The 21,228-nt window shown below is 55.0% G+C and carries 21 protein-coding genes and 1 tRNA gene; 15 read left to right on the top strand and 7 right to left on the bottom strand.

What is annotated here, in order from left to right; translation table 11 throughout:
• Nucleotides 1–38: 38 nt before the first annotated feature.
• Nucleotides 39–1,265 carry an MFS transporter gene (locus tag EPIR_RS12025; protein ID WP_023655684.1) on the bottom strand — a complete coding sequence of 409 codons (1,227 nt, stop codon included), beginning with the start codon at nt 1,263–1,265 and terminating at the stop codon, nt 39–41.
• A 194-nt stretch (nt 1,266–1,459) separates the two neighbouring features.
• Nucleotides 1,460–2,302, bottom strand: coding sequence for an MBL fold metallo-hydrolase (locus tag EPIR_RS12020; RefSeq protein WP_023655683.1), 843 nt, complete (start codon nt 2,300–2,302; stop codon nt 1,460–1,462).
• 153 nt (nt 2,303–2,455) lie between these two features.
• Between EPIR_RS12020 and EPIR_RS12015 the strand changes: the two genes are divergently transcribed.
• Entirely contained in the window at nt 2,456–3,337 is an 882-nt protein-coding gene (locus EPIR_RS12015; RefSeq protein ID WP_023655682.1) for a LysR substrate-binding domain-containing protein, read from the top strand.
• Between the two features lie 67 nt (nt 3,338–3,404).
• On the opposite strand, the gene EPIR_RS12010 is transcribed toward EPIR_RS12015, so the two are convergent.
• Nucleotides 3,405–3,614 carry a hypothetical protein gene (locus EPIR_RS12010; protein WP_023655681.1) on the bottom strand — a complete coding sequence of 70 codons (210 nt, stop codon included), beginning with the start codon at nt 3,612–3,614 and terminating at the stop codon, nt 3,405–3,407.
• Nucleotides 3,615–3,806: 192 nt separating this feature from the next.
• Here EPIR_RS12010 and EPIR_RS12005 point away from each other — a divergent pair, with 192 nt between their 5' ends.
• Nucleotides 3,807–5,051: a mechanosensitive ion channel family protein gene (locus tag EPIR_RS12005; protein WP_023655680.1), complete on the top strand. Its 1,245-nt coding sequence runs from the start codon at nt 3,807–3,809 to the stop codon at nt 5,049–5,051.
• Nucleotides 5,052–5,115: 64 nt separating this feature from the next.
• On the opposite strand, the gene EPIR_RS12000 is transcribed toward EPIR_RS12005, so the two are convergent.
• From EPIR_RS12000 to EPIR_RS11985, 3 genes are all read right to left on the bottom strand, one after another.
• A protein-coding gene (locus tag EPIR_RS12000; protein WP_157037524.1) for an integrase core domain-containing protein occupies nt 5,116–6,163 on the bottom strand; the annotation gives its coding sequence in 2 pieces (nt 5,116–5,953 and nt 5,952–6,163; 1,050 coding nt in all).
• Nucleotides 6,164–6,281: 118 nt separating this feature from the next.
• Nucleotides 6,282–6,356 (bottom strand) — tRNA-Arg (locus EPIR_RS11990).
• 224 nt (nt 6,357–6,580) lie between these two features.
• Nucleotides 6,581–7,495, bottom strand: a complete 915-nt coding sequence (locus tag EPIR_RS11985) for a formate/nitrite transporter family protein (protein ID WP_023655677.1) — start codon at nt 7,493–7,495, stop codon at nt 6,581–6,583.
• Nucleotides 7,496–7,655: 160 nt separating this feature from the next.
• On the opposite strand from EPIR_RS11985, the gene ccmA reads away from it, so the two are divergent.
• From ccmA to mlaA, 10 genes are all read left to right on the top strand, one after another.
• Complete coding sequence (ccmA, locus tag EPIR_RS11980) at nt 7,656–8,270, top strand: cytochrome c biogenesis heme-transporting ATPase CcmA (protein ID WP_157037523.1); 615 nt, start codon at nt 7,656–7,658, stop codon at nt 8,268–8,270.
• Nucleotides 8,270–8,929 carry a heme exporter protein CcmB gene (gene ccmB / locus EPIR_RS11975; RefSeq protein ID WP_023655675.1) on the top strand — a complete coding sequence of 220 codons (660 nt, stop codon included), beginning with the start codon at nt 8,270–8,272 and terminating at the stop codon, nt 8,927–8,929. The genes ccmA and ccmB overlap by 1 nt, the downstream gene beginning before the upstream one ends.
• A gap of 89 nt (nt 8,930–9,018) precedes the next feature.
• Nucleotides 9,019–9,762, top strand: a complete 744-nt coding sequence (locus EPIR_RS11970; RefSeq protein ID WP_023655674.1) for a heme ABC transporter permease — start codon at nt 9,019–9,021, stop codon at nt 9,760–9,762.
• Nucleotides 9,759–9,992: a heme exporter protein CcmD gene (gene ccmD / locus EPIR_RS11965; RefSeq protein ID WP_023655673.1), complete on the top strand. Its 234-nt coding sequence runs from the start codon at nt 9,759–9,761 to the stop codon at nt 9,990–9,992. Before EPIR_RS11970 ends, ccmD begins: the two co-directional genes overlap by 4 nt.
• Nucleotides 9,989–10,471 (top strand): cytochrome c maturation protein CcmE, encoded by a 483-nt coding sequence (ccmE, locus tag EPIR_RS11960; protein ID WP_023655672.1) that lies wholly within the window; start codon nt 9,989–9,991, stop codon nt 10,469–10,471. The genes ccmD and ccmE overlap by 4 nt, the downstream gene beginning before the upstream one ends.
• Nucleotides 10,468–12,423, top strand: a complete 1,956-nt coding sequence (locus tag EPIR_RS11955; protein ID WP_023655671.1) for a heme lyase CcmF/NrfE family subunit — start codon at nt 10,468–10,470, stop codon at nt 12,421–12,423. The genes ccmE and EPIR_RS11955 overlap by 4 nt, the downstream gene beginning before the upstream one ends.
• Nucleotides 12,420–12,977 carry a DsbE family thiol:disulfide interchange protein gene (locus EPIR_RS11950; RefSeq protein WP_023655670.1) on the top strand — a complete coding sequence of 186 codons (558 nt, stop codon included), beginning with the start codon at nt 12,420–12,422 and terminating at the stop codon, nt 12,975–12,977. Before EPIR_RS11955 ends, EPIR_RS11950 begins: the two co-directional genes overlap by 4 nt.
• Nucleotides 12,974–13,435: a cytochrome c-type biogenesis protein gene (locus EPIR_RS11945; RefSeq protein ID WP_023655669.1), complete on the top strand. Its 462-nt coding sequence runs from the start codon at nt 12,974–12,976 to the stop codon at nt 13,433–13,435. Before EPIR_RS11950 ends, EPIR_RS11945 begins: the two co-directional genes overlap by 4 nt.
• Nucleotides 13,432–14,637: a c-type cytochrome biogenesis protein CcmI gene (gene ccmI, locus EPIR_RS11940; RefSeq protein WP_023655668.1), complete on the top strand. Its 1,206-nt coding sequence runs from the start codon at nt 13,432–13,434 to the stop codon at nt 14,635–14,637. The genes EPIR_RS11945 and ccmI overlap by 4 nt, the downstream gene beginning before the upstream one ends.
• Before the next feature lie 39 nt (nt 14,638–14,676).
• Nucleotides 14,677–15,438, top strand: a complete 762-nt coding sequence (gene mlaA / locus EPIR_RS11935) for a phospholipid-binding lipoprotein MlaA (protein ID WP_023655667.1) — start codon at nt 14,677–14,679, stop codon at nt 15,436–15,438.
• Between the two features lie 73 nt (nt 15,439–15,511).
• Here mlaA and fadL read toward each other — a convergent pair whose 3' ends face one another.
• Nucleotides 15,512–16,846 carry a long-chain fatty acid transporter FadL gene (gene fadL / locus EPIR_RS11930; RefSeq protein WP_023655666.1) on the bottom strand — a complete coding sequence of 445 codons (1,335 nt, stop codon included), beginning with the start codon at nt 16,844–16,846 and terminating at the stop codon, nt 15,512–15,514.
• 375 nt (nt 16,847–17,221) lie between these two features.
• On the opposite strand from fadL, the gene EPIR_RS11925 reads away from it, so the two are divergent.
• The 3 genes from EPIR_RS11925 to fadJ all read left to right on the top strand — a co-directional run bounded on the left by EPIR_RS11925 (nt 17,222) and on the right by fadJ (nt 21,132).
• Nucleotides 17,222–17,518 carry a YfcZ/YiiS family protein gene (locus EPIR_RS11925; protein ID WP_023655665.1) on the top strand — a complete coding sequence of 99 codons (297 nt, stop codon included), beginning with the start codon at nt 17,222–17,224 and terminating at the stop codon, nt 17,516–17,518.
• Nucleotides 17,519–17,674: 156 nt separating this feature from the next.
• Nucleotides 17,675–18,985 carry an acetyl-CoA C-acyltransferase FadI gene (gene fadI, locus EPIR_RS11920; RefSeq protein ID WP_023655664.1) on the top strand — a complete coding sequence of 437 codons (1,311 nt, stop codon included), beginning with the start codon at nt 17,675–17,677 and terminating at the stop codon, nt 18,983–18,985.
• Entirely contained in the window at nt 18,985–21,132 is a 2,148-nt protein-coding gene (gene fadJ, locus EPIR_RS11915) for a fatty acid oxidation complex subunit alpha FadJ (protein ID WP_023655663.1), read from the top strand. The genes fadI and fadJ overlap by 1 nt, the downstream gene beginning before the upstream one ends.
• Nucleotides 21,133–21,228: the final 96 nt, after the last annotated feature.

Here is a 21,228-nt window from a genome sequence, read left to right as displayed (position 1 = left end):
GATGCCCGCAGCAGGATTGGCTGTGGGCATCCCGGTTTTCAGCTGGCGATCGGGCGTGCTGCGGTGGACTTCTGCGTCAATTTAGCTGGGGCACGCACAGTGACGGACAACAGTAATGAGAGCACCAGCAGTAGCATAATCAGACTAAAGGTCACGTTAAAGCCACCGAAAAGCGAGGCGATCAGAGATCCCATTACGCTGCCGATGCCGAAACCGAGGTAAATTCCCCCGTAGTTTTTGCTCAAGTTATTCAGTCCGAAAAAGTCACTGACCAGCGATGGATAGACGGTGATCGTCCCGCCAAAGCTGAACGCCACACAGGCAACCGCGATAAAGAAGGTGCTTTCGTTCATCTGGCTGAACAACATGATACTGATGCCCGCCAGTGATACCAACTGTGCGAGGGTAATCACCCGAATACGGGCGACTTTATCAGAGAGAATGCCCAATATCAGGCGGCCACTAAGGTTGGCAATCGCAATAATGGTGACCGCATTAGCGGCGGTGTGCGTGCTGAGGTTCACCATGCTTTCACCAATGTCTTTTGCAATGCCAATCACATACAGGCCACTCATGCATGAAGTCAGGAACATCAGGGCCAGGATCCAGTACTGCGGCATACGCACTGACTCGGCAAAGGCGTAATCCTGCGCGGCCTGAGTAACCCGGGCGTGAGTGTGAACGGGCGCGTCTCTCATTAACAGGGCACCGAGCATCATCATGCTCATGGCGATTGCGGCCCAGATCATAAAGGTCATTTCCAGACTGGTGACGCTGAGCAGGAAGCTACAAATAAATTTGAAACCCAGGCTGCCAAGACCATATGCACCGACTGCACACGCGGAAATAACCCCTTTGCGCTCAGGGAACCATTTCACACAGTTAGACAGCGTCATCAGATAACCCGCACCATCCGCCAGCCCCACCAGCACCCCGGCACTGATATAGAGCATAAACAGGTTGTCGGCGTATGCGGTGAGCGCCAGGCCAATGGCCATCAGCAGCCCGGCCACGATGGTGACATGACGTACGCCGAACCGATCCTGTAATTTTCCGGCGACGGAAGAAGCCAGCGCCAGGCTGAGGCTCAATAAACCAAATGAAAACGCGATTTGGCTCACCGGAGCGGCCATTTTTAACGACAGTTGACCATTAAACAGGCTCCAGGTATAGACCGATCCCAGGGCAAACTGGGTAATGATGGTGCCTGCCAGGGTTAACCAGCGGGTGCGGTTCACATTGCCACTGGCGATGGGTGAGTTCATTGGGGCTTCTCCCGCCGGAATGTTAAGTATCTCGATGGGAGCATAGTAACGCCGGGCTTACGTGCGGTGCGGAATAAGGGAATGAACTGCCGCTGACAGGGAATGAAATGCACCTGTAGCGACATGAGTGGAATGGATTGCTAAGGGCGTCAGCGATGAGTAGAGCGTTGCATCGGCCCGTCGAACGCACCCATTCATTCCTCCGAGTAGGCCATACGATATCCCCCATCAGCCATAAGAATGTCAGCGAACCCCGCAATGTCTAAATGCATGCCTGCAACGATCGTTTTTTCCCTGACGGCCTGTTCCAGGATTTTTTTGCGTGTCTCTTCAGCCAGAGCGGGATCGACGTCAAACATAATGGAAACAGAGGGGTGTGCTGACTGGATATGGGGGAAATGGACGATATCTCCCCATATCAAGAGGCATTGATCGACTGAATGAATGCGGTATCCCGTATGACCCGGCGTGTGGCCCGGTAGCAAAATGGGGGCAATGCCTTCCGCTATTTCGTTTTCATCAATAAAATGCAGGTTATGCGCATAAGCGTCTAACGTTCGACGGACCAGTGCAAAGTTACGTTTACCACGTTCGCTGGCTGTTTTTTGTTTTTCATCATCGCGCCAGTATTCAGCTTCTAAAGCATGAAGATGAAGCGCTGCATGTTTATAGACTGGCTGACCTTCAGCATCCAGCAGCCCGCCAATATGGTCAGGATGACCATGTGTCAACAAGACGGTGTCCACGTCATCAGGACTGATACCGGCCTCACTAAGATTTTTTCCGAGAAGCCCACCTATGTTGTTTAGGCCCCCTGTACCGGCGTCCACCAAAATGGTTCGCCCTCGACCTCGGATGAGATAGCAGTTGATATGGATATTGCCGGGTTCAGCGATCCCGGCAGCATGCTGAATTAACTCGGCGTCAGCAGCCTCAATGCCTGACAGTAAATCCAGACTGGCTGGCATATTGCCGTCACTCAGTACGGTAACCAGATAATTCCCAATCTGACGGGATGTGCGGTGCGGATGGGTCATCACTCTCTCCGGGTTAGTTTTAGGCGTGTCACCTTAATGATTTTTTATCATGCTACTTCCTGTTTTATCGGGTATAAATCGATATTATTTCATTGCTTAATGATATTAAGTCACTGAAAGAGTATCCCATGTACCTGTCCAGGAACCTTTTCTATGCGCAGAAAAATTCCCAGTAGCGCTTCTCTGCAAGCTTTTGATGCTGCCGCAAGGCAGGGTAATTTTGCCCGTGCGGCAGAGGAGTTATCGCTAACAGAAGGTGCCATCAGTCGGCAGATTGCGCGTCTGGAATCTTTACTGAACTGCAAGCTGTTTGACCGTATGGGAAGCCGCGTTAAGCTCAATCCTGTTGGCGCACACTATGCGCATCACATCCGCGAAACGCTCGAACGACTCGAAAGAGATACCCAGTACATAATGGGCATGCCAGGAGGCAGTAAATGTCTGGATATTGCCGCCTTGCCGACGTTTTCCAGTCGCTGGCTTATTCCGCGCCTTAGCGGTTTTAGCGCTATGCATCCGGACATCACATTGAATATTGCGGCCAGAACCGATCCTTTCATTCTCACCGGCAGTGGTTTTGACGCCGTTGTGCATTTTGAGCATCCGGCATGGGCAGGCATGCGTACACGCTTTCTCTTTCAGGAAAAACTGGTGCCTGTGTGTCATCCTGCGCTGTTAACCGATAAAAACATCTGCGATCTGTTGAACGAACTGCCGCGTATTCACCGGCGGCAGAATCCGCAAGCATGGAGTGACTACGCGAGGGAAAGCGGGATAATCCTGGATAATCCCGCGCAGGGGGTGCGATATGACCTGCATGAAATGGCAATAGCAGCCGCATTGGCCGGGCAGGGGGTGGCAATGGTACCGTACATGTACGTCAAAAAAGAACTGATTAGCGGAGCGCTTGTTGCGCCCTGGCCAGAAACAGACTCTGTGAGCAAAAAATTCTGTTTGGTAAAACCGATGGAAACAGGCATCAATGAAGCTGCACTACAGGACTTTGAGCGCTGGTTGCTGGCAGAACTGGGGTGATATCGGTGGATCATACACGTAAGGTATACAGCCCGGGGTCAGAACACCATGCCGGGCTGCGTGACGGTCAGCGGATATAGCTACGGATCACATTGGCTATCGCTTTGTTTGCCTCTCGCTCGTCACGATGTTCGACGTCATCAGCGATCTTTTCCAGATACTTATTCAGCTTGCCGCCGGTTGGCACATTGCCATAAGCGATAAGCATTTGCACAATGTTACGTAGCGCAAGAACCTCTAAAGAGAGGCGCTCAACAACAGGATCTTTATCTGACATAGTGAACTCCGGGGTAAAGTCAGCAATAATCCCACCAGCTTAAACCCCGATGGCAAAATCAATCCGCAGAATATGCACCGTTTTTCATGACGATAAAAGCGTTCAGATGCAGAGGTTAGCAACATTTTTCGATCAGGGTTGAACCTGTACCGTGCTCAAGGCATGATCACCGCTGATTTTTAAGGAGACGCTATGCAGCAATTGATTGCACAACTCAAACAGTTTGGTATTGAACCTAACCATGCCATTTCGCTGACGATTATTTTTTCCATCATTTTTCTTACGGCAATCGTCGTTCACTTTGTTTTGCACCGCATCGTTTTGGCCGCCTGTGAAAAACGCGCCCAGGCCAGCTCACATCTTTGGTTGCACGTCCTGACCGAGAATAAGCTGTTTCACCGACTGGCATTTACCCTACAGGGGATTATTGTCAATGTTCAGGCGGTGCTCTGGCTCAACAAGAACAGTGATGCTGCGGCTATTCTGTCAACCTGTGCGCAACTGTGGGTGATGTTCTATGCCCTGATGTCGCTTTTCTCGCTGCTGGATGTGGTGAATGGTTTATCAAACCGTTTCGCTTTTGCCGCGCAGTTCCCGCTGAAAGGGCTGCTACAGGGCATAAAGCTGATCGCCGCTATTGTTATCGGTATTATGATGATTTCGCTGCTGATTGGAAAATCTCCAGCGATCCTGATCAGCGGGCTGGGCGCAATGGCTGCCGTGCTGATGCTGGTATTTAAAGACCCTATCCTGGGGCTGGTGGCGGGCATCCAGCTTTCTGCTAACCATATGCTGAAGCTGGGAGACTGGCTGGAGATGCCCAAATATGGGGCTGACGGCGAGGTGACGGATATTGGGTTGACCACGGTAAAAGTGCGGAACTGGGATAATACTATTACCACCATACCGACTTATGCCCTGGTCTCCGACGCATTTAAAAACTGGAGCGGCATGTCGGCCTCTGGCGGTCGTCGCATCAAGCGCTGTATTAATATTGATACCACCAGCATCCACTTCCTGACGGAGGAGGAGCAGGAAAAACTGACTCATGCGCGCCTGCTATCGTCTTATATCGAGACGCGTCAGGAGGAAATCGCCAGCTGGAATGGACATAATGCCGGGCCAACTTCCGTACTGAATCAGCGTAAGATGACCAATGTCGGCACTTTCCGCGCCTACCTGACCGAATATCTGCGCCAGCACCCGTCTATACGCAAGGACATGACGCTGATGGTGCGTCAGATGGCTCCAGGAGAGACCGGTTTACCGCTTGAAATTTACGCCTTTACCAATACCGTGGCATGGCTGGAATACGAAAGTATTCAGGCAGATATTTTCGACCATGTGTTTGCCGTTGTGGATGCGTTTGGCTTACGCATCCATCAGGCTCCTACCGGGAGCGATGTGCGCGCCATCGCGGGTCTGAATTCATATTGATTGGGGTGTGGGCGAATCGATTCAGAGACTTAGGGATAGCGTCTCTGAATGGGTTGGTGGGCATTCAAAAAATGGATTTCAATATTACTGTAAGTATCCCGGCTTTAGTTCCACACACTTTTGAGATTTCCGGTTTCTCAGCCATCAGCCGGTATTCTTCCGGTGTCAGGTTATTCAGGGATTCATGGGGCCGCTCACTGTTATATTCATTCAGCCAGCGTTCCGTCATTTCCCGTGCTTCATTCAGTGTTCTGTACAGGTAAAAATCCAGTATTTCTGTCCTGTACGTTCGGTTAAACCGTTCGATAAATGCGTTCTGCGTCGGCTTACCCGGCTTGATAAATTCCAGTATCACACCGTGGTCTTCAGCCCATCGCGCCAGAGTCAGTGATATCAGTTCCGGCCCGTTATCCATCCGCATCTTCAACGGATATCCACGGTTTGCCACTATCCTGTCCAGCACCCGCACGACGCGCTGCGCCGGGATATTCAGGTCAATTTCAATAGCCAGAGCCTCACGGTTAAAATCGATGGACCAACTTTGGTTTAGCGCATCCGGCGTTGTCAGCGGAGCCGGATTACGCACCGGCAGACGTTGTTTACCCTTACGACGAAAATCCAGTTTCAGCAGACAGTAAATCCGGTATATGCGCTTGTGGTTCCAGACGTGCCCCTGCCTGCGAAGCACCTGAAAAAGTTTCTTAAATCCGTAACGCGGATAACGCTCAGCCGCCCCGGTCAGCGCCTGTATCACCGACTCGTCACCTCGTGTATCAGGCTGGTAACGAAACACCGTCCTGCTCAGCGATAACGTCCTGCATGCCTGGCGTATGCACATCGTAAACTGCGCGATCAAATAGTTGACGAACTCACGCTTTATCGCTGGTTTTAAAGCTTTTTTCGATAACGTCCTTCAGCGCCTGGTTTTCGAGGCTCAGATCGGCAAACATCTGCTTCAGACGACGATGCTCGTCCTCAAGCTCTTTGATCTTTTTAATATCAGTGGTTTCCATCCCGCCATATTTCGCCTTCCAGTTGTAATAGCTGGCTTCGGAAACAGCGGCCTCGCAACAGACATCTTTGACGGTTCTGTAGTCCCTCCGTTTTTTTATCCGCTTAAGCGTGCAGCTGTCAACGAACGATTACGAACTATGGCGAACTAAAAATTTAGGTGATGCTTGAGTTTAAAGGGTTTTTGCGAACTACTGCGGAGGGTGGCGAACGATGAAATGGTGTCCCCTGCAGGAATCGAACCTGCAACTAGCCCTTAGGAGGGGCTCGTTATATCCATTTAACTAAGGAGACGTCGAGATGCGGCGCATAACGGCTAAACCGGGGCGCTATCCTAGCGTAAAGGCTCATGTTTTTTCAAGCCTTACATTATAGCAGCCCCGCTTTATTGTGGATGCAAAGCCATTCAGATCCCACAGCAACCCGAACCAGGCGTGTTGAACCCATTTATGCTGTTCGTGTTTGCCCTGCGTGGCACTGAATGGAAACGGATTTAACGGCTGTAATGCATCTTCGCCTTAATCCGCTTTACTCCTTGTCCTTTCCTGCTGTTGTTTTGCTTCTGCCGCCGCTTTAGCTTTCGCCTTGTTACTCATATCATTACGGATCTGTGCATGGCTAATCAGCGCGAAAATAAAGGTGCCGCCAATGATATTACCCGCCAGCGTGGGGAGGGCGAACGGCCAGATAAACTGCTGCCACGGGATCTCACCGTTGAAGACCAGATAGAAGATCTCTACCGATCCGACGACAATATGCGTCAGGTCGCCCAGCGCCACCAGCCAGGTCATCAGGACGATCACCCAGATTTTTGCCGCACCGGCCGACGGGAACATCCATACCATCGTGGCGATAATCCAGCCGGATACCACCGCGTTGGCAAACATTTCACCAGGCGTATTTTCCATCACCTTCTGACTGATGCTGACAAATGCGCTGCGGACGGTCTCATCAAAAATCGGCATATGGTTAAACGCCAGCGCTGCCAGCGCAGTACCCGCCAGGTTACCACACAGTACCAGTCCCCACAGGCGTAAAAGCAGCAACAAATTGCCGCTACTGGGCTTGTGCATGACCGGCAGCACGGCGGTGACGGTGTTTTCAGTGAACAGCTGTTGCCGGGCCATGATCACAATAATAAAACCAAAGGTGTAGCCGAGGTTTTCCAGCAGAAAAGCACCGGGTATGCCATGCAGATGGGCCTGGAATACGCCTTTTGCCATCAGGGATGCGCCCATCGACAGGCCCGCCGCCAGTGCAGAAAAAAGCAATGCCAACCCGTCGCGCTCCAGCTCTTTTTCTCCCTCCTGACGGATTTGTTCATGTATGGCCGCAGCCCGAGAGGGTAATGCCTCTTCGTCCACTTCGATCGCTGCGCCCTGGGAACCTTCCTCACTTTCTACCTGATTTTTATCGTTTTGTGTGCTACTCATCGTTTCCCCTCCAAAGGAACTGGTTTGCCTCTAAGCGTAGCGGGTATTATGCCGTTCGTTAAGTTGGCAGCCCTCGGATCCTCCGTCTGGCTTGATGCAGTTGTCACAATGTTTGTGCTACTATCCACCAATAAATTTAACAAGATATGACTCTCCCTCTATGCTGGCAGCCCGAAATCTGACATGTCTGCGCGACGAGCGTGCGCTGTTTAGCGATCTCAGTTTCACCGTGTCGCCGGGCGATATTGTGCAGGTGGAAGGCCCGAACGGCGTGGGTAAAACCTCCCTGCTGCGTATCCTCACCGGACTGAGCCAAGCAGAGCAGGGCGAAGTGCTCTGGCAGCAGCAGCGTATTCAACATCAGCGTGAAAACTATCATGCCAGCCTGTTATACCTCGGGCATCAGCCCGGCATTAAGGCGCAGCTGACTCCTTACGAAAATCTCAGTTTCTGGTACGCGCATCGTCCACAGGATGAACTGTGGCACGCTCTGGAGCAGGTTGACCTGATCGGCTATGAAGACCTGCCGGTAGCACAACTCTCGGCTGGTCAGCAGCGTCGCGTCGCGGCGGCTCGTCTCTGGCTAAGCCCGGCGCCGCTATGGATACTTGATGAGCCACTGACGGCGATCGACAAATCCGGGGTGGAAAAGCTGATGACGCAGTTTGCGCGGCATACGCAGCAGGGCGGTGCCGTTGTGCTGACCACACACCAAGAACTGCCCGCCTCGGTGCGCAATCTGCGTCGCATTTGCCTCACGGCGGGGGAAGGCTGATGTTCTTAGCCGTACTGAAACGGGAATTACGCATTGCGTTTCGCAGCACTGCGGAAATCCTCAACCCGCTTTGGTTCTTTCTGATTGTGATCACGCTGTTTCCTTTAGGCATTGGTGCAGACCCTCAGCTGCTGGCGCGCATTGCGCCCGGTATTGTTTGGGTGGCGGCGCTGCTCTCCTCGCTGCTGGCGCTGGAGCGGCTGTTCCGCGATGATTTTCTCGATGGTTCGCTGGAACAGCTGCTGCTGCTGCCCGTGCCGCTGCCGTTAATCGTGTTGAGTAAGGTGGTCGCTCACTGGCTGGTTACCGGGCTGCCGCTGCTTCTGTTGTCGCCGCTTATCGCGCTGCTGCTGGCGCTGGATTTTGCCAGCTGGCGTGCGGTGGCGCTGACGTTATTACTCGGTACACCAACGCTCAGCCTGATTGGCGCGATTGGCGTTGGCCTGACGGTGGGGTTACGTCGCGGAGGGGTTTTACTCAGCTTACTGGTCCTGCCGCTGGCGGTGCCGGTGCTGATTTTTGCCAGTGCGGCCATTGATGCCGCAGAGCAGGGGCTGGCGATTGGCGGCTATCTGGCGATTCTTGGCGCTATTCTGGCAGGTAGCGCCGTCCTCGCGCCCTTTGCCACCGCCACAGCTTTACGAATAAGCGTTAACTAACTGACTGATAAGAAAAAAACAGAACCAATGCGTGATCGCTGTCACTGAATTAACCGCACGGATTAACTTTTATTGTGGGCAAGATAATAATGTGGAAATGGATACATCAACAGGGCAAGCCGGAGCGGCTGTATCAGTTATGCGGGCGTTTTGTGCCGTGTTTTGCCATTCCTGGCGTAGCAGCCTTGCTGCTCGGCTGGGGATGGGGGTTCGGGTTTGCTCCCCCTGATTATCAGCAGGGCAACAGCTATCGCATTATTTACCTCCATGTTCCTGCCGCGATGTGGTCGATGGGCATTTATGCATCGATGGCGATTGCCGCGCTGATCGGGCTGGTGTGGCAGTGGAAAACCGCCGACCTCGCTGCAATGGCGATGGCTCCGGTTGGAGCGGTGTTCACCTTTATCGCGCTGGTCACCGGCTCCGCCTGGGGGAAACCGATGTGGGGAACCTGGTGGATCTGGGATGCGCGTCTGACTTCCGAACTGGTGCTGCTGTTCCTTTATATGGGTACGATAGCGCTGTATCACGCGGTCGACGATCGTCGTATGGCAGCCCGAGCTGCCGGTATTCTGATCCTGGTTGGCGTGGTCAATCTGCCGGTGATCCACTACTCGGTGCAGTGGTGGAATACCCTGCACCAGGGCTCTTCCGGCGTGTTACAGCAGGCTATCGACCCCAGCATGCGCACGCCGCTGCGCTGGTCGGTGCTCGGCTATCTGCTGGTGTTTATTGCCCTGACGCTGATGCGCCTGCGTAACCTGCTGCTACAGGCTGAACGTCATCGCCCGTGGGTGTCAGAGCTGGCCGCGAAGAGAGGGCGAAAAGTATGACGCCCGCTTTCTCTTCGTGGCAGGCTTTCTTCGCGATGGGGGGCTATGCCTTCTACGTCTGGCTGGCCGTCGCCTGTACCCTGATCCCGCTTGCTGTGCTGCTGGTGCATACCTGTTGGCAGCGCCGTCGTCTGTTGGCCGACATCCGCCAGCGTCAGGCGCGTGAGCAGCGCATCCGTGCGGTAAAAGAAAAAAAGGCGGCGCAGGCCGCTAAGGAAGATCGCGCGTGAATCCCCGTCGCAAAAATCGCCTGATATTGGTGATGCTGGTGCTGGTCGGACTGGGGCTGGCAACGGCGTTGGTGATGTACGCCCTGCGTTCCAATATCGATCTGTTTTATACCCCAAGTGAAATTATCAATGGTAAAGGGGATCGGCAGCAAAAGCCGGATGCGGGCCAGCGCCTGCGCGTGGGCGGTATGGTGATGCCGGGCAGCGTTAAGCGCGATCCGCATACCTTGCAGGTGGTATTCAAACTGTATGATGCCAGCGGAGTGATTAGCGTCAGCTATGATGGCATCCTGCCAGATCTGTTCCGGGAAGGGCAGGGTGTGGTGGCGCAGGGCGTATTACAGGACGCCACTCACGTTATCGCCAAAGAGGTATTAGCGAAGCACGATGAAAAATATACCCCGCCGGAAATAGAAGATGCCATGAAAAAGAATCAGCCTGCTCAGGTCGTCGGCGATAACAGCGCGAGGCCGTCATGATACCGGAGATTGGTAGTTTCCTGCTGTGCCTGGCGCTGGCGCTGTCACTGCTGCTTAGCGTCTATCCACTATGGGGCGCGGCGCGTCAGGATCTGCGGCTGATGGGGCTGGCACGGCCGCTGTCATACGCGCTGTTTGCCTGCATCGCCGCTGCCTTTTTGATCCTCGTGCACGCTTTTGTGGTGAATGATTTCAGCGTCACCTATGTGGCCACTAACTCCAATACGCTGCTGCCGGTTTATTATCGTGTTGCTGCTACCTGGGGAGCGCATGAAGGCTCGCTGCTGCTGTGGGTCTTACTGCTCAGCGGCTGGACGCTGGCGGTGGCGCTGCTTAGCCGCACTATGCCGCTGGAGGCGATTGCTCGCGTGTTGGCGGTAATGGGCATGATTAATCTCGGTTTTCTGCTGTTTATCACCCTGACCTCTAACCCGTTTAGCCGCACGTTACCGAATTTTCCCATTGATGGCAGCGATCTCAACCCGATGTTGCAGGATATTGGGCTGATCTTCCATCCGCCGCTGCTGTATATGGGCTACGTCGGTTTCTCGGTGGCGTTTGCTTTTGCGATCGCTTCGCTGTTAGCCGGGCGGCTGGATACGGCCTGGGCTCGCTGGTCGCGTCCGTGGACGACGGCCGCCTGGGTCTTTCTGACTATCGGCATTGTGCTGGGCTCTGCGTGGGCTTACTACGAACTCGGCTGGGGCGGATGGTGGTTCTGGGACCCGGTAGAAAACGCCTCATTTATGCCGTGGCTGGCCGGTACGGCGCTGATCCATTCGCTGGCCGTCACTGAAAAACGCGGCACCTTTAAAGCCTGGACCGTGCTGCTGGCGATTACCGCCTTTTCCCTCAGCCTGTTAGGCACTTTTCTGGTGCGCTCCGGGGTGCTGGTGTCGGTACACGCCTTTGCCTCCGATCCGGCACGCGGCATGTTTATTCTCGCCTTTTTGATTATCGTCATCGGCGGATCGCTCCTGCTGTACGCCATTAAGGGCGGCAAGGTGCGCAGCCGGGTACAGAATGAAGTCTGGTCGCGAGAATCTTTCCTGCTGGGGAATAACGTGCTGCTGATGGCTGCCATGCTGGTGGTGTTGCTGGGTACGCTGCTGCCGCTGGTGCATAAACAGCTCGGTCTTGGCACGATCTCCATCGGCGAGCCGTTCTTTAATACGCTTTTCACCTGGCTGATGGCGCCGCTGGCACTACTGCTCGGCATCGGGCCGCTGGTGCGCTGGCGTCGTGATGAGCCGCAGAAACTGTGGAAACGGCTGGGGCTGGCGCTGGTGGTGACGCTGCTACTGTCGATCCTGCTGCCGTGGCTAATGCAGGATCGCATTGAGGCGATGACGGTCGTGGGGCTGCTGATGGCGCTGTGGGTGATTATCCTGACGCTGATGGAGCTGCACGAACGCGCCACCCACCGTCATCGCTTCTTCAGCGGTTTGCGCCATCTGTCGCGCAGCCACTGGGGCATGGTGCTGGGCCATCTCGGCGTGGCGGTGACGGTGATTGGCATTGCCTTCAGTCAGAACTACAGCGTCGAGCGCGATGTGCGTATGAAGGCTGGGGACAGCGTGGATATCAACAATTATCACTTTACGTTTCGCGATGTTGACCGCCTACAGGGGCCAAACTATTCCGGCGGCGTTGGCCTGATTGACGTCACGCGCAACGGTCATTACGAAGCCACGCTGCGCGCTGAAAAACGCTACTACAGCGTGGCGCGCGCCATGATGACGGAGGCGGCGATTGACGGTGGTTTTACCCGCGATCTCTATGCTGCACTGGGCGAAGAGCTGGACGGTGACTCATGGGCGGTACGCCTCTATTACAAACCTTTTGTACGCTGGATTTGGTTTGGCGGGGTGTTTATGGCGCTGGGTGGCGTGTTCTGCCTGCTGGACCCGCGCTACCGTACGCGTAACAAAACGCCTAAGGAAGCGCGATGAGCAAGAAAGTTCTCTATATTCCGTTGGTACTGTTTTTGCTGCTGGCCGCCACGTTGTTATGGCAGCTTAACCGCAATGCCGACGGCGACGATCCGACGCGCCTGGAATCGGCGCTGCTGGGAAAGCCGGTGCCGGTATTTAAGCTGGAGTCGCTGAATGAGCCAGGTAAAACCTTCGATCGGTCGGTGCTGAAGGACGGTAAACCGCTGCTGCTGAACGTCTGGGCGACCTGGTGCCCGACCTGCCGTGCGGAACATCAGTACCTCAACTCGCTGGCCGCCCAAGGTGTGCGCGTGGTGGGGCTGAATTATAAGGACGATCGTCAGAAAGCCATTCACTGGCTCAACACGCTGGGAAATCCTTATGCTTTAAGCCTCTATGATGGCGATGGCATGCTCGGGCTGGATCTCGGCGTGTACGGCGCACCGGAAACTTTCCTTATCGACGGACGCGGCATTATTCGCTATCGCCACGCCGGTGACCTGAATGAGCGGGTGTGGAACCAGCAGGTGAAACCGCTGTGGCAGAAATACAGTCAGGAGGGGGGAGCATGAAGCGCTACCTGATCCTGCTATTGGCGCTGCTGTTTAGCGCTCTGGCGCAGGCCGACAACATTGATATTTACCCGTTTGACTCCGTTGCCCAGGAGCAACAGTACCGCCATCTTACTGAATCGCTGCGCTGTCCTAAATGCCAGAACAACAGCATTGCCGACTCGAATGCGATGATTGCTGGGGATATGCGGCTCAAGGTGTATCAGCTGCTGCGCGCCGGGCAGACGCCAGAGCAGATCAAAGCATATATGGTGGCGCGCTACGGCAATTTTGTCTCCTACCAGCCGCCGCTTACTCCATCAACCTTGATCCTCTGGGCTGGCCCGCTGCTATTTGTCATCATCGGTGCGCTGGTGATTATTCTGCGCAGCCGCCAGCGGCGAACAGCGCCTGTACTGGACTCAGAGCAGCAACGGCGGCTTAATGCGCTGTTGCACAAAAATGGGAAGCAACCATGAGCGGATTTTGGCTAACCATTGCGCTGCTGCTGGCGGCGGCCAGCGCGCTGGTGTTACTGACGGGCAATCGTCGCGGCAGCGCCGCAACCACCGATCGCGATACGTTAAATCAGCGCTTTTATCATCAGCGTCTGCGTGAACTGGAAGACGATGAGGCGCAGGGCGTGGTCGACGGCCGGCCGGAAATGGTGCGTGAGCTGCAACAAACCCTGCTGCTCGACATACCCGAACAGCCCGCCGCGCAACGACACCCGATAAGCCGCTGGGCATTGCTGCCGGGGGTTGTTGCCTTGCTGCTGGTGAGTCTCGGCATTTACTTGAAGACCGGGGGCCTGCAACAGCTGATGGTTTGGCAACAGGTACAAAACCAGCTGCCCGCGCTGCGCGCCCAGGCGATGGACCCCAATGCTCGTCCGTTGACGATGGAGCAGCTGGCAAGACTGGCGCTGGGTGTTCGCAGTGAGCTACAGCATTCCCCTGATAATGTTAACGACTGGATGTTGCTCGGACACCTCGGCATGTTACTCAACAATGCTACTACCGCCTCGCAGGCTTTCCGGCGCGCGCTGCAACTGGCACCAACCAATGCTGAAGCGCGGCTAAGCTATGCGGAAGTACTGACCCGCTCAAGTGACCCGCAGGATAACCGCCAGGCGAGTGCCATGCTGAACGAAATGCTCAGCCATGATGATCGTAATCTACGGCTGCTGGGATTACTGGCATTTAATGACTTCAGTCTGCAAAATTACGCCCGGGCAATCACCGGCTGGCAAAAAATGTTGCCGCTGTTACCGCCTGAAGATGGGCGGGTCGCCATGATCCGGCGCAGTATCGCCGAGGCCAAAAGCGCGTCGGGTTTACAGAATAATCAGCTGGCTTTAACCATCGGGTTATCAAATGCGGCAGAAAAAATGTTACAGCCGGGCGGAGTGTTGTATATTTCTGTGACTGATGGCCACTCGCCGATCCCCGTGGCGGTGAAAAAAGTGCCGCTGAGTCACTTTCCTTTATCACTCACGCTGGACGACAGTAACGCCATGATGCCGGAGCGCTTGTTATCCGCGCAGCGCCAGCTACAGGTGCGCGTACGCATTTCGCGCGACGGCAGCGCGACGCCGCAACCGGGTGACTGGTTCGGACTGAGTGCGGTAACACCCTTCGCGGGTCAGCAGCAGCTTGCCGTTGACATAAACCGACAATAGCGGGCGAGAATTCACAAAAAGCAGGACTGGGAGACAACTATGAACTATCGCCTGACGGGCTTAGCGCTGGCAAGCGTACTGATGGTGGGCTGTGCCAGTTCGCCAACGGCTGATGAACCAGCAGGGCGCTCCGATCCGCTGGAAGGCTTCAACCGGACCATGTTCAATTTTAACTACAATGTTCTGGATCCGTATGTTGTGCGCCCGGTTGCGGTGGCATGGCGTGATTATTTACCGCTTCCTGCCCGTAACGGACTGAGCAATTTTACCAGTAACCTCGGCGAACCTGCCTCAATGGTCAACTATTTCATCGAAGGAAATCCCTATAAGGCGATGGTTCACTTCAACCGCTTCTTCCTGAATACCCTGTTAGGGATGGGGGGATTGATTGACGTGGCGAGCATGGCTAACCCGAAACTGGCAAAAGAAGAGAACCGCGCTTTCGGCAGCACCCTCGGTCACTACGGCGTAGGTTACGGCACCTATGTAGAAATCCCGGGTTATGGTGGCTTTACGCCGCGTGAAGACGTGGGCGGGATGGTGGATTATCTTTATCCGCCGTTCAGCTGGTTGACATGGTGGATGTCTGCCGGTAAGTGGGTGGTGGAAGGCATTGAAACCCGTGCCCAGCTGCTGGACTCGGACGCCGTGGTCAGAAACTCAAATGATCCCTATGCGTTTATTCGCGCAGCCTACTTCCAGCATCATGATTTCCTCGCCAGCGATGGCAAGTTAATCCCGCAGGAAAACCCCAATGCGGCGGCGATCCAAAACGATCTCGGCGACATTGATTCGCAATAATTGATTCGCAGTAAATCATGCGTCATAACAAACCCCGCGAAATGCGGGGTTTTTTCTGCGATGTTGGGCGGGATCAGAACTTATAGTTAAAGCTCGCGCCGTACAGCCAGGCTTTGCCGCTGGAGTTAAAGACATAAGGGGTTGGCTGACCGTTCTTGAGGCTGGCAACCGGATCGTTGCCCTCTTTGATCGTCACCTTCTGACCGTGCATATAAGAGATGCCCACATCGACCGAGGCATTTTCATTGAAGGCATAGGAGGTGCCGGCGCTTAACCACAGACGATCCTGATCGGGAATGGAAATGGAGCGTTTATCTGCCGGAACCGGACTGTCATCGAATGCAATCCCGGTACGGAAGGTCCAATTTTCATCGTAGAAGTAACTGGTCCCCAGCGCGATGCGCCACGCATCGTGGTAGCTTTCATCTTTGTAGAACAGCTCCTGTCCATTGCTGCCGGTCGCTTTCAGCTCCTGGAACTGGCTCCAGCTGGTATAGGCCATGCTGTAATGTACCGCCCATTTAGGCGCGACCTTATGATACCCGGAGACTTCCCACATTTCTGGCAGATGCAGCGACAGTGAGCCGGGAATGGTATTGCCGCCGGTGCCCGTCGGTAAGCCAAACTGCGAGCCAATCGCGTTATACGCCACCGGGATCGCGCTGCGGTAATCACCGTCAAAATCGACTTTAACTTCAGAGCGATAGCTTAGGCCAAAGCGGTTATTATCGTCCAGTTCGTACAGAATCCCGGCATTCCAGCCGTATCCCCATTCATCACCTTTAAGATGGGCAATCTGGGTATCTGCTGGCGCAGCAGGCAGGCCGTAAGCGGGTAATAACGCCCCGAGTTCTCCGATAGTGCGTTCGATTTTTGCCCGTGCGTACACGGCGTCAAAACCTATGCCAAAGCTAAAATGCTGGTTGAGGCGATAAGCTGTGCTCAGGTTAAGGTTCATGGTCATCAGATCGGTTTTGCCGGCAAACGGGCCGCCTGCATAGCCATCGTTAAACTCGGTTGCCAGACCATAGTTGCTGGTAGCAGAAGCGCCCACCCACCATTGGTCATTGATGGGCTGAACATAGTGGATATTGGGTACCCACTGCGTTGGGGCAATGTTGTTGGCTCTCAGGCTGTTACCCGAGCCGGACTGCCCGTCAATATTGACATCCGGATCGATAAAGACACCGCCGACAGAAAACATCGGGCGATCCATTAAGGCCATTGTGGCCGGGTTGCGGCTGGCGGAAGCCGCAGTATCTCCCATTGCCCCTTCACCGGAATAGGCACGGCCTAAACCAATGGTTGAAAATTCGTTTAGCTGAAAGCCCGCCGCGATGGCATGGGAAGAAACTAACGCCACTGCCGCTGCAAGGGCAGATTGAGCAAACAGGTTTTTATGGTTCATAACCATAACCTCATTATCTGATTATTATTAATATCTGTTACCGTGAGTAACAAAAAGCGGAAATTGTAGGGACTGATAGACTGTTAACAAATCAGACCAGTTGAGCCAGTATAGGTATGACCAGTAAGGAAGTTGCAATAACGTTTTTTTGATTCGGGTAAATTGTTTCTGGAAAAGAGATCTGCTTAACAAAAAAATTACATTTAGTCTTGCCGTGAGTCCTGCGGGTTTGTTTTGCATCAAACAATAGTGTGATTTTCATCACTATAGCGCCCGCAAGCCGTTCATCGCTGGAGCCACAATAGTACCGGGCGTAAACTGAGATCCTGCTAAATTCATCTGCCGCCCGATCAATGACGGCAAGCCGGAGGAGTTATGACTGATGCCATTAAACGCTGTAGTACCCGTGAGACCGCTGCCTGTTGCTGTGTGGATGTCGGCACCATTTTGGATAACAGCGACTGCACGGCGAGCTATCGCCAGGACTTTCAACATCAGGATCAGGCCGAGGCGATGCTGAGAAACCTGACGGCTAAAGCGCGTGCGGTAGAATCCGAACCCTGCCTGATTGATAGCCAGTTTCATCAGACATCGGCGGGTATCCAGCTGGAATGCCACTTCACCTTTAGCTGCCAGGCGGAGACGATGATTTTCCAGCTTGGCCTGCGCTAAACGCGCGGCGGAGGAGGTGCTTCCTCCGCCTTAATCGTGTCCTCTCCCGCACTTTTCTCCTGCCGTCATGGCATCCGCCGACATTCTGGTTAACACTGATCAGGTCAGACCTCTTTGGCAGTGATGCCGTTTATCGACAGGATACAGGTGAGAAAAATGAGCAAAGCGTTACCTTTGCTGACGCGTCAGGGTGAGCGTATCGCCATCACCCACGGGTTACGTACTCCATTTGCCCGTCAGGCGACGGCCTTCCACGGTATTCCGGCACTGGAGCTGGGATGCATGGTGGTCACTGAGCTGTTGGCACGTAGCGAAATCCCCCCCGAGGTCATTGAACAACTGGTGTTTGGTCAGGTGGTACAGATGCCGGAAGCGCCCAACATTGCCCGTGAAATCGTGCTTGCCAGCACTCTGAGTGTGCATACCGATGCCTGGAGCGTGAACCGCGCCTGCGCCACTAGTTTTCAGGCGGTGGCCAACGTGGCGGAAAGTCTGACGGTCGGAAATATTCAGGCAGGGATCGCCGGAGGGGCAGATTCATCATCGGTGCTGCCGATAGGCGTCAGCAAAAAGCTGGCGCGGCTGCTGGTTGATGTCAGTAAAACGCGTAGCCTTGCACAAAAGCTAAAGCTGTTCAGCCAGCTGCGCCCGCGCGATCTGCTGCCGGTAGCGCCAGCGGTAGCCGAATACTCCACCGGATTGCGTATGGGCGACAGTGCCGAACAGATGGCGAAAAGCTACGGGATCACGCGTGAACAGCAGGATGCGCTGGCTCTGCGTTCTCATCAGCGTGCTGCCAGCGCCTGGCAGCAGGGCTTGCTGAATGACGAGGTGATGACCGCCTGCGTACCGCCGTGGAAACAGCCATTCGAACAGGATAACAACGTGCGCACCGAGTCAAAACCAGAGGATTACGCACGTCTGCGTCCGGCGTTTGACCGCCGTCATGGCACGGTGACCGCTGCTAACAGTACGCCGCTCACCGATGGCGCGGCGGCGGTGATCCTGATGACGGAATCGCGCGCCAGGGAGCTGGATATTGTGCCACTCGGCTTTCTGCGCAGCTATGCTTTCACCGCCATTGATGTAGGTTGGGACATGCTGCTGGGGCCGTCCTATGCTTCACCGCTGGCGCTGGATCGCGCCGGGATCACGCTCGCCGATTTGAGCCTGATCGATATGCATGAAGCCTTCGCGGCGCAAACCCTGGCGAATCTGAAAATGTTTGCCGATGAACGTTTTGCCCGTGAGGTGCTGAATCGTCCGCAGGCTCTGGGGGAGGTGGATCTGGAGCGGTTCAATGTGCTGGGCGGCTCCATCGCCTATGGCCATCCGTTTGCCGCTACCGGGGCGCGGATGATCACCCAAACGCTGAATGAACTACGCCGACGAGGTGGCGGGCTGGGGCTGGTGACCGCCTGTGCTGCGGGCGGGCTGGGTGCTGCTATGGTTCTGGAGGTGGAATAATGAATCTGCCCTCTGCATTGACTCTGACTCTGCGCCCTGATGGGGTTGGCGTGATCGCCATCGATGTGCCCGATGAGAAGGTTAACACCCTGAAAGCTGAATTTGCCGCAGATCTTCTGGCGCTGATCCAGCAGGCGCGGGCCAACCCGCATCTGGCCGGGCTGGTACTGATTTCCGGCAAGCCCGACAGTTTTATTGCCGGAGCGGATATCAGCATGATCGCCGCCTGTCACAGTACACAGCAGGCGACTGAGTTGGCTCAGGCCGGGCAAAAGGCGATGGCGGAGATAGCCGCACTGCCGTTTCCGGTGGTTGCGGCCATTCATGGTGCCTGCCTGGGCGGGGGGCTTGAACTGGCGCTGGCCTGCCATTACCGCATCTGTACGCTGGATGGTAAAACCCGACTTGGCCTGCCTGAAGTGCAGCTGGGACTGCTGCCGGGTTCCGGCGGGACGCAGCGGTTGCCGCAACTGACGGGCATCCGGGTGGCTTTGGATATGATATTGACGGGTAAAACGCTCAATGCCCGCGCCGCTTTACGCTGCGGTCTGGTGGACGATGCGGTGTCACCTGCTATTTTGCTGGAAGCTGCCGTGCAGCAGGTGCTAAAACCGCGTGCGGCCGCGAAACGTGTCCCACTGGGCGAGCGGCTGTTAACCAGCAGGGCTGGGCGTGCGCTGCTGTTTACCCTGGCGCAGCGCCAGATCCAGGCAAAAACCCACGGTAACTACCCGGCGACGAAAAAAATTCTTAGCGTGGTGCGCCGTGGGCTGACGCCCGGCGGAAGTGGCTATTTAGCCGAAGCGCAGGCGTTTGGTGAACTGGTGATGACCCCGCAATCTGCCGCACTGCGCAGTCTGTTTTTTGCCACCACCGCGCTGAAAAAAGAGGGCTTCGGCGCTGAACCTTATCCACTGAAACGCATTGGTGTACTGGGCGGCGGCCTGATGGGCGGTGGTATAGCCTGCGTCACCGCCACCCGTGCCGGATTGCCGGTACGTATTAAAGACGTCAATTTCAGCGGCATTAACCATGCGCTGAAAACCAGCTGGCAGGTTCTGACTCAGGCGGTGAAGCGCCGCCGCCTGAGTGCGGCACAGCGCCAGCAGCAGATGGCGTTGATCACCGGCAGCACCCGCTATCAGGGCTTCCGGCAGTGCGATATGGTGATCGAGGCGGTATTTGAAGATCTCGCACTGAAGCAGAAAATGGTGAAGGAAGTCGAAGCAAACTGTAGTGCGCATACGCTGTTTGCTTCCAACACCTCTTCTTTGCCGATAGCCGATATTGCCGCCGCCGCGCAGCGGCCAGAGAACGTCATCGGCCTGCATTACTTTAGCCCACCGGACAAAATGCCGCTGGTGGAGGTGATCCCACATGCAGGCACCTCTGCACAGACCATCGCCACGGCGGTGATGCTGGCGCGAAAACAAGGCAAGACGCCGATCGTTGTCGCCGACCGGGCTGGCTTCTACGTCAATCGCATTCTGGCACCCTATATCATCGAAGCGCTGCATTGTTTGCGCGATGGAGAGCCGATTGAATATATCGACCGGGCGCTGGTGCAGTTTGGTTTTCCGCTTGGGCCGTTACAATTATTGGATGAGGTCGGCCTGGATGTGGGTACGCATATTATGCCTGTTCTCCAACAGGCATGGGGCGAACGCTTTGCATTACCGGCAGGGGTTGACGCGCTGTGGCAGGATGGCCGTAAAGGGCGCAAAAATGGGCGTGGATTCTATCTGTACCGCAATAAAGGTGGGAAAAAGCGCGTCGACACCACGCTGTACCGCCTGCTGCCCGTTAACGTGAAACATCATCTTAGTTCACAGAATGTCTCTCAGCGCTGTGTAATGATGTTGTTAAATGAGGCGGCACGCACGTTGGAAGAGCAGGGGATCGCCAGCGTGCGCGATGGTGATATTGGGGCGGTATTTGGCATCGGTTTTCCGCCATTTCTCGGTGGGCCGTTCCGCTATATGGACCAGTTGGGCATCGGTGAAGTGACCAACAGATTAACTATGCTTATGCAACAACACGGGCCTCGCTTTGCACCTTGTTCCCTGCTGCTGAAAATGGCAGCCCGACAAGAGACTTTTTATATAAATGAAGTGAAATGTGACAACCCCAGTGATTCAGCGGGTTAGCCTGAGGGAGTGTAGGGAATTGGTCGATCGGGGAAAGACATTTGGCGCTCATTAAGTAAACGATCGGTTGACTCCCGTCAAGGCATTGGGGTACAA

This window comes from Erwinia piriflorinigrans CFBP 5888, assembly GCF_001050515.1.
GTDB classification, from domain to species: domain Bacteria; phylum Pseudomonadota; class Gammaproteobacteria; order Enterobacterales; family Enterobacteriaceae; genus Erwinia; species Erwinia piriflorinigrans.
The sequence above is the reverse complement of the archived record's forward strand: the minus strand, read 5'-3'. Positions and strand labels throughout refer to the sequence as shown.

Bases quoted from the DNA above. Each gene is read 5' to 3' on its own strand.
- EPIR_RS12025 (WP_023655684.1), bottom strand. From the start codon at position 1,265: ATGAACTCACCCATCGCCAGTGGCAATGTGAACCGCACCCGCTGGTTA.
- EPIR_RS12020 (WP_023655683.1), bottom strand. From the start codon at position 2,302: ATGACCCATCCGCACCGCACATCCCGTCAGATTGGGAATTATCTGGTT.
- EPIR_RS12015 (WP_023655682.1), top strand. From the start codon at position 2,456: ATGCGCAGAAAAATTCCCAGTAGCGCTTCTCTGCAAGCTTTTGATGCT.
- EPIR_RS12010 (WP_023655681.1), bottom strand. From the start codon at position 3,614: ATGTCAGATAAAGATCCTGTTGTTGAGCGCCTCTCTTTAGAGGTTCTT.
- EPIR_RS12005 (WP_023655680.1), top strand. From the start codon at position 3,807: ATGCAGCAATTGATTGCACAACTCAAACAGTTTGGTATTGAACCTAAC.
- EPIR_RS11985 (WP_023655677.1), bottom strand. From the start codon at position 7,495: ATGAGTAGCACACAAAACGATAAAAATCAGGTAGAAAGTGAGGAAGGT.
- ccmA (WP_157037523.1), top strand. From the start codon at position 7,656: ATGCTGGCAGCCCGAAATCTGACATGTCTGCGCGACGAGCGTGCGCTG.
- ccmB (WP_023655675.1), top strand. From the start codon at position 8,270: ATGTTCTTAGCCGTACTGAAACGGGAATTACGCATTGCGTTTCGCAGC.
- EPIR_RS11970 (WP_023655674.1), top strand. From the start codon at position 9,019: ATGTGGAAATGGATACATCAACAGGGCAAGCCGGAGCGGCTGTATCAG.
- ccmD (WP_023655673.1), top strand. From the start codon at position 9,759: ATGACGCCCGCTTTCTCTTCGTGGCAGGCTTTCTTCGCGATGGGGGGC.
- EPIR_RS11955 (WP_023655671.1), top strand. From the start codon at position 10,468: ATGATACCGGAGATTGGTAGTTTCCTGCTGTGCCTGGCGCTGGCGCTG.
- EPIR_RS11950 (WP_023655670.1), top strand. From the start codon at position 12,420: ATGAGCAAGAAAGTTCTCTATATTCCGTTGGTACTGTTTTTGCTGCTG.
- EPIR_RS11945 (WP_023655669.1), top strand. From the start codon at position 12,974: ATGAAGCGCTACCTGATCCTGCTATTGGCGCTGCTGTTTAGCGCTCTG.
- ccmI (WP_023655668.1), top strand. From the start codon at position 13,432: ATGAGCGGATTTTGGCTAACCATTGCGCTGCTGCTGGCGGCGGCCAGC.
- mlaA (WP_023655667.1), top strand. From the start codon at position 14,677: ATGAACTATCGCCTGACGGGCTTAGCGCTGGCAAGCGTACTGATGGTG.
- fadL (WP_023655666.1), bottom strand. From the start codon at position 16,846: ATGAACCATAAAAACCTGTTTGCTCAATCTGCCCTTGCAGCGGCAGTG.
- EPIR_RS11925 (WP_023655665.1), top strand. From the start codon at position 17,222: ATGACTGATGCCATTAAACGCTGTAGTACCCGTGAGACCGCTGCCTGT.
- fadI (WP_023655664.1), top strand. From the start codon at position 17,675: ATGAGCAAAGCGTTACCTTTGCTGACGCGTCAGGGTGAGCGTATCGCC.
- fadJ (WP_023655663.1), top strand. From the start codon at position 18,985: ATGAATCTGCCCTCTGCATTGACTCTGACTCTGCGCCCTGATGGGGTT.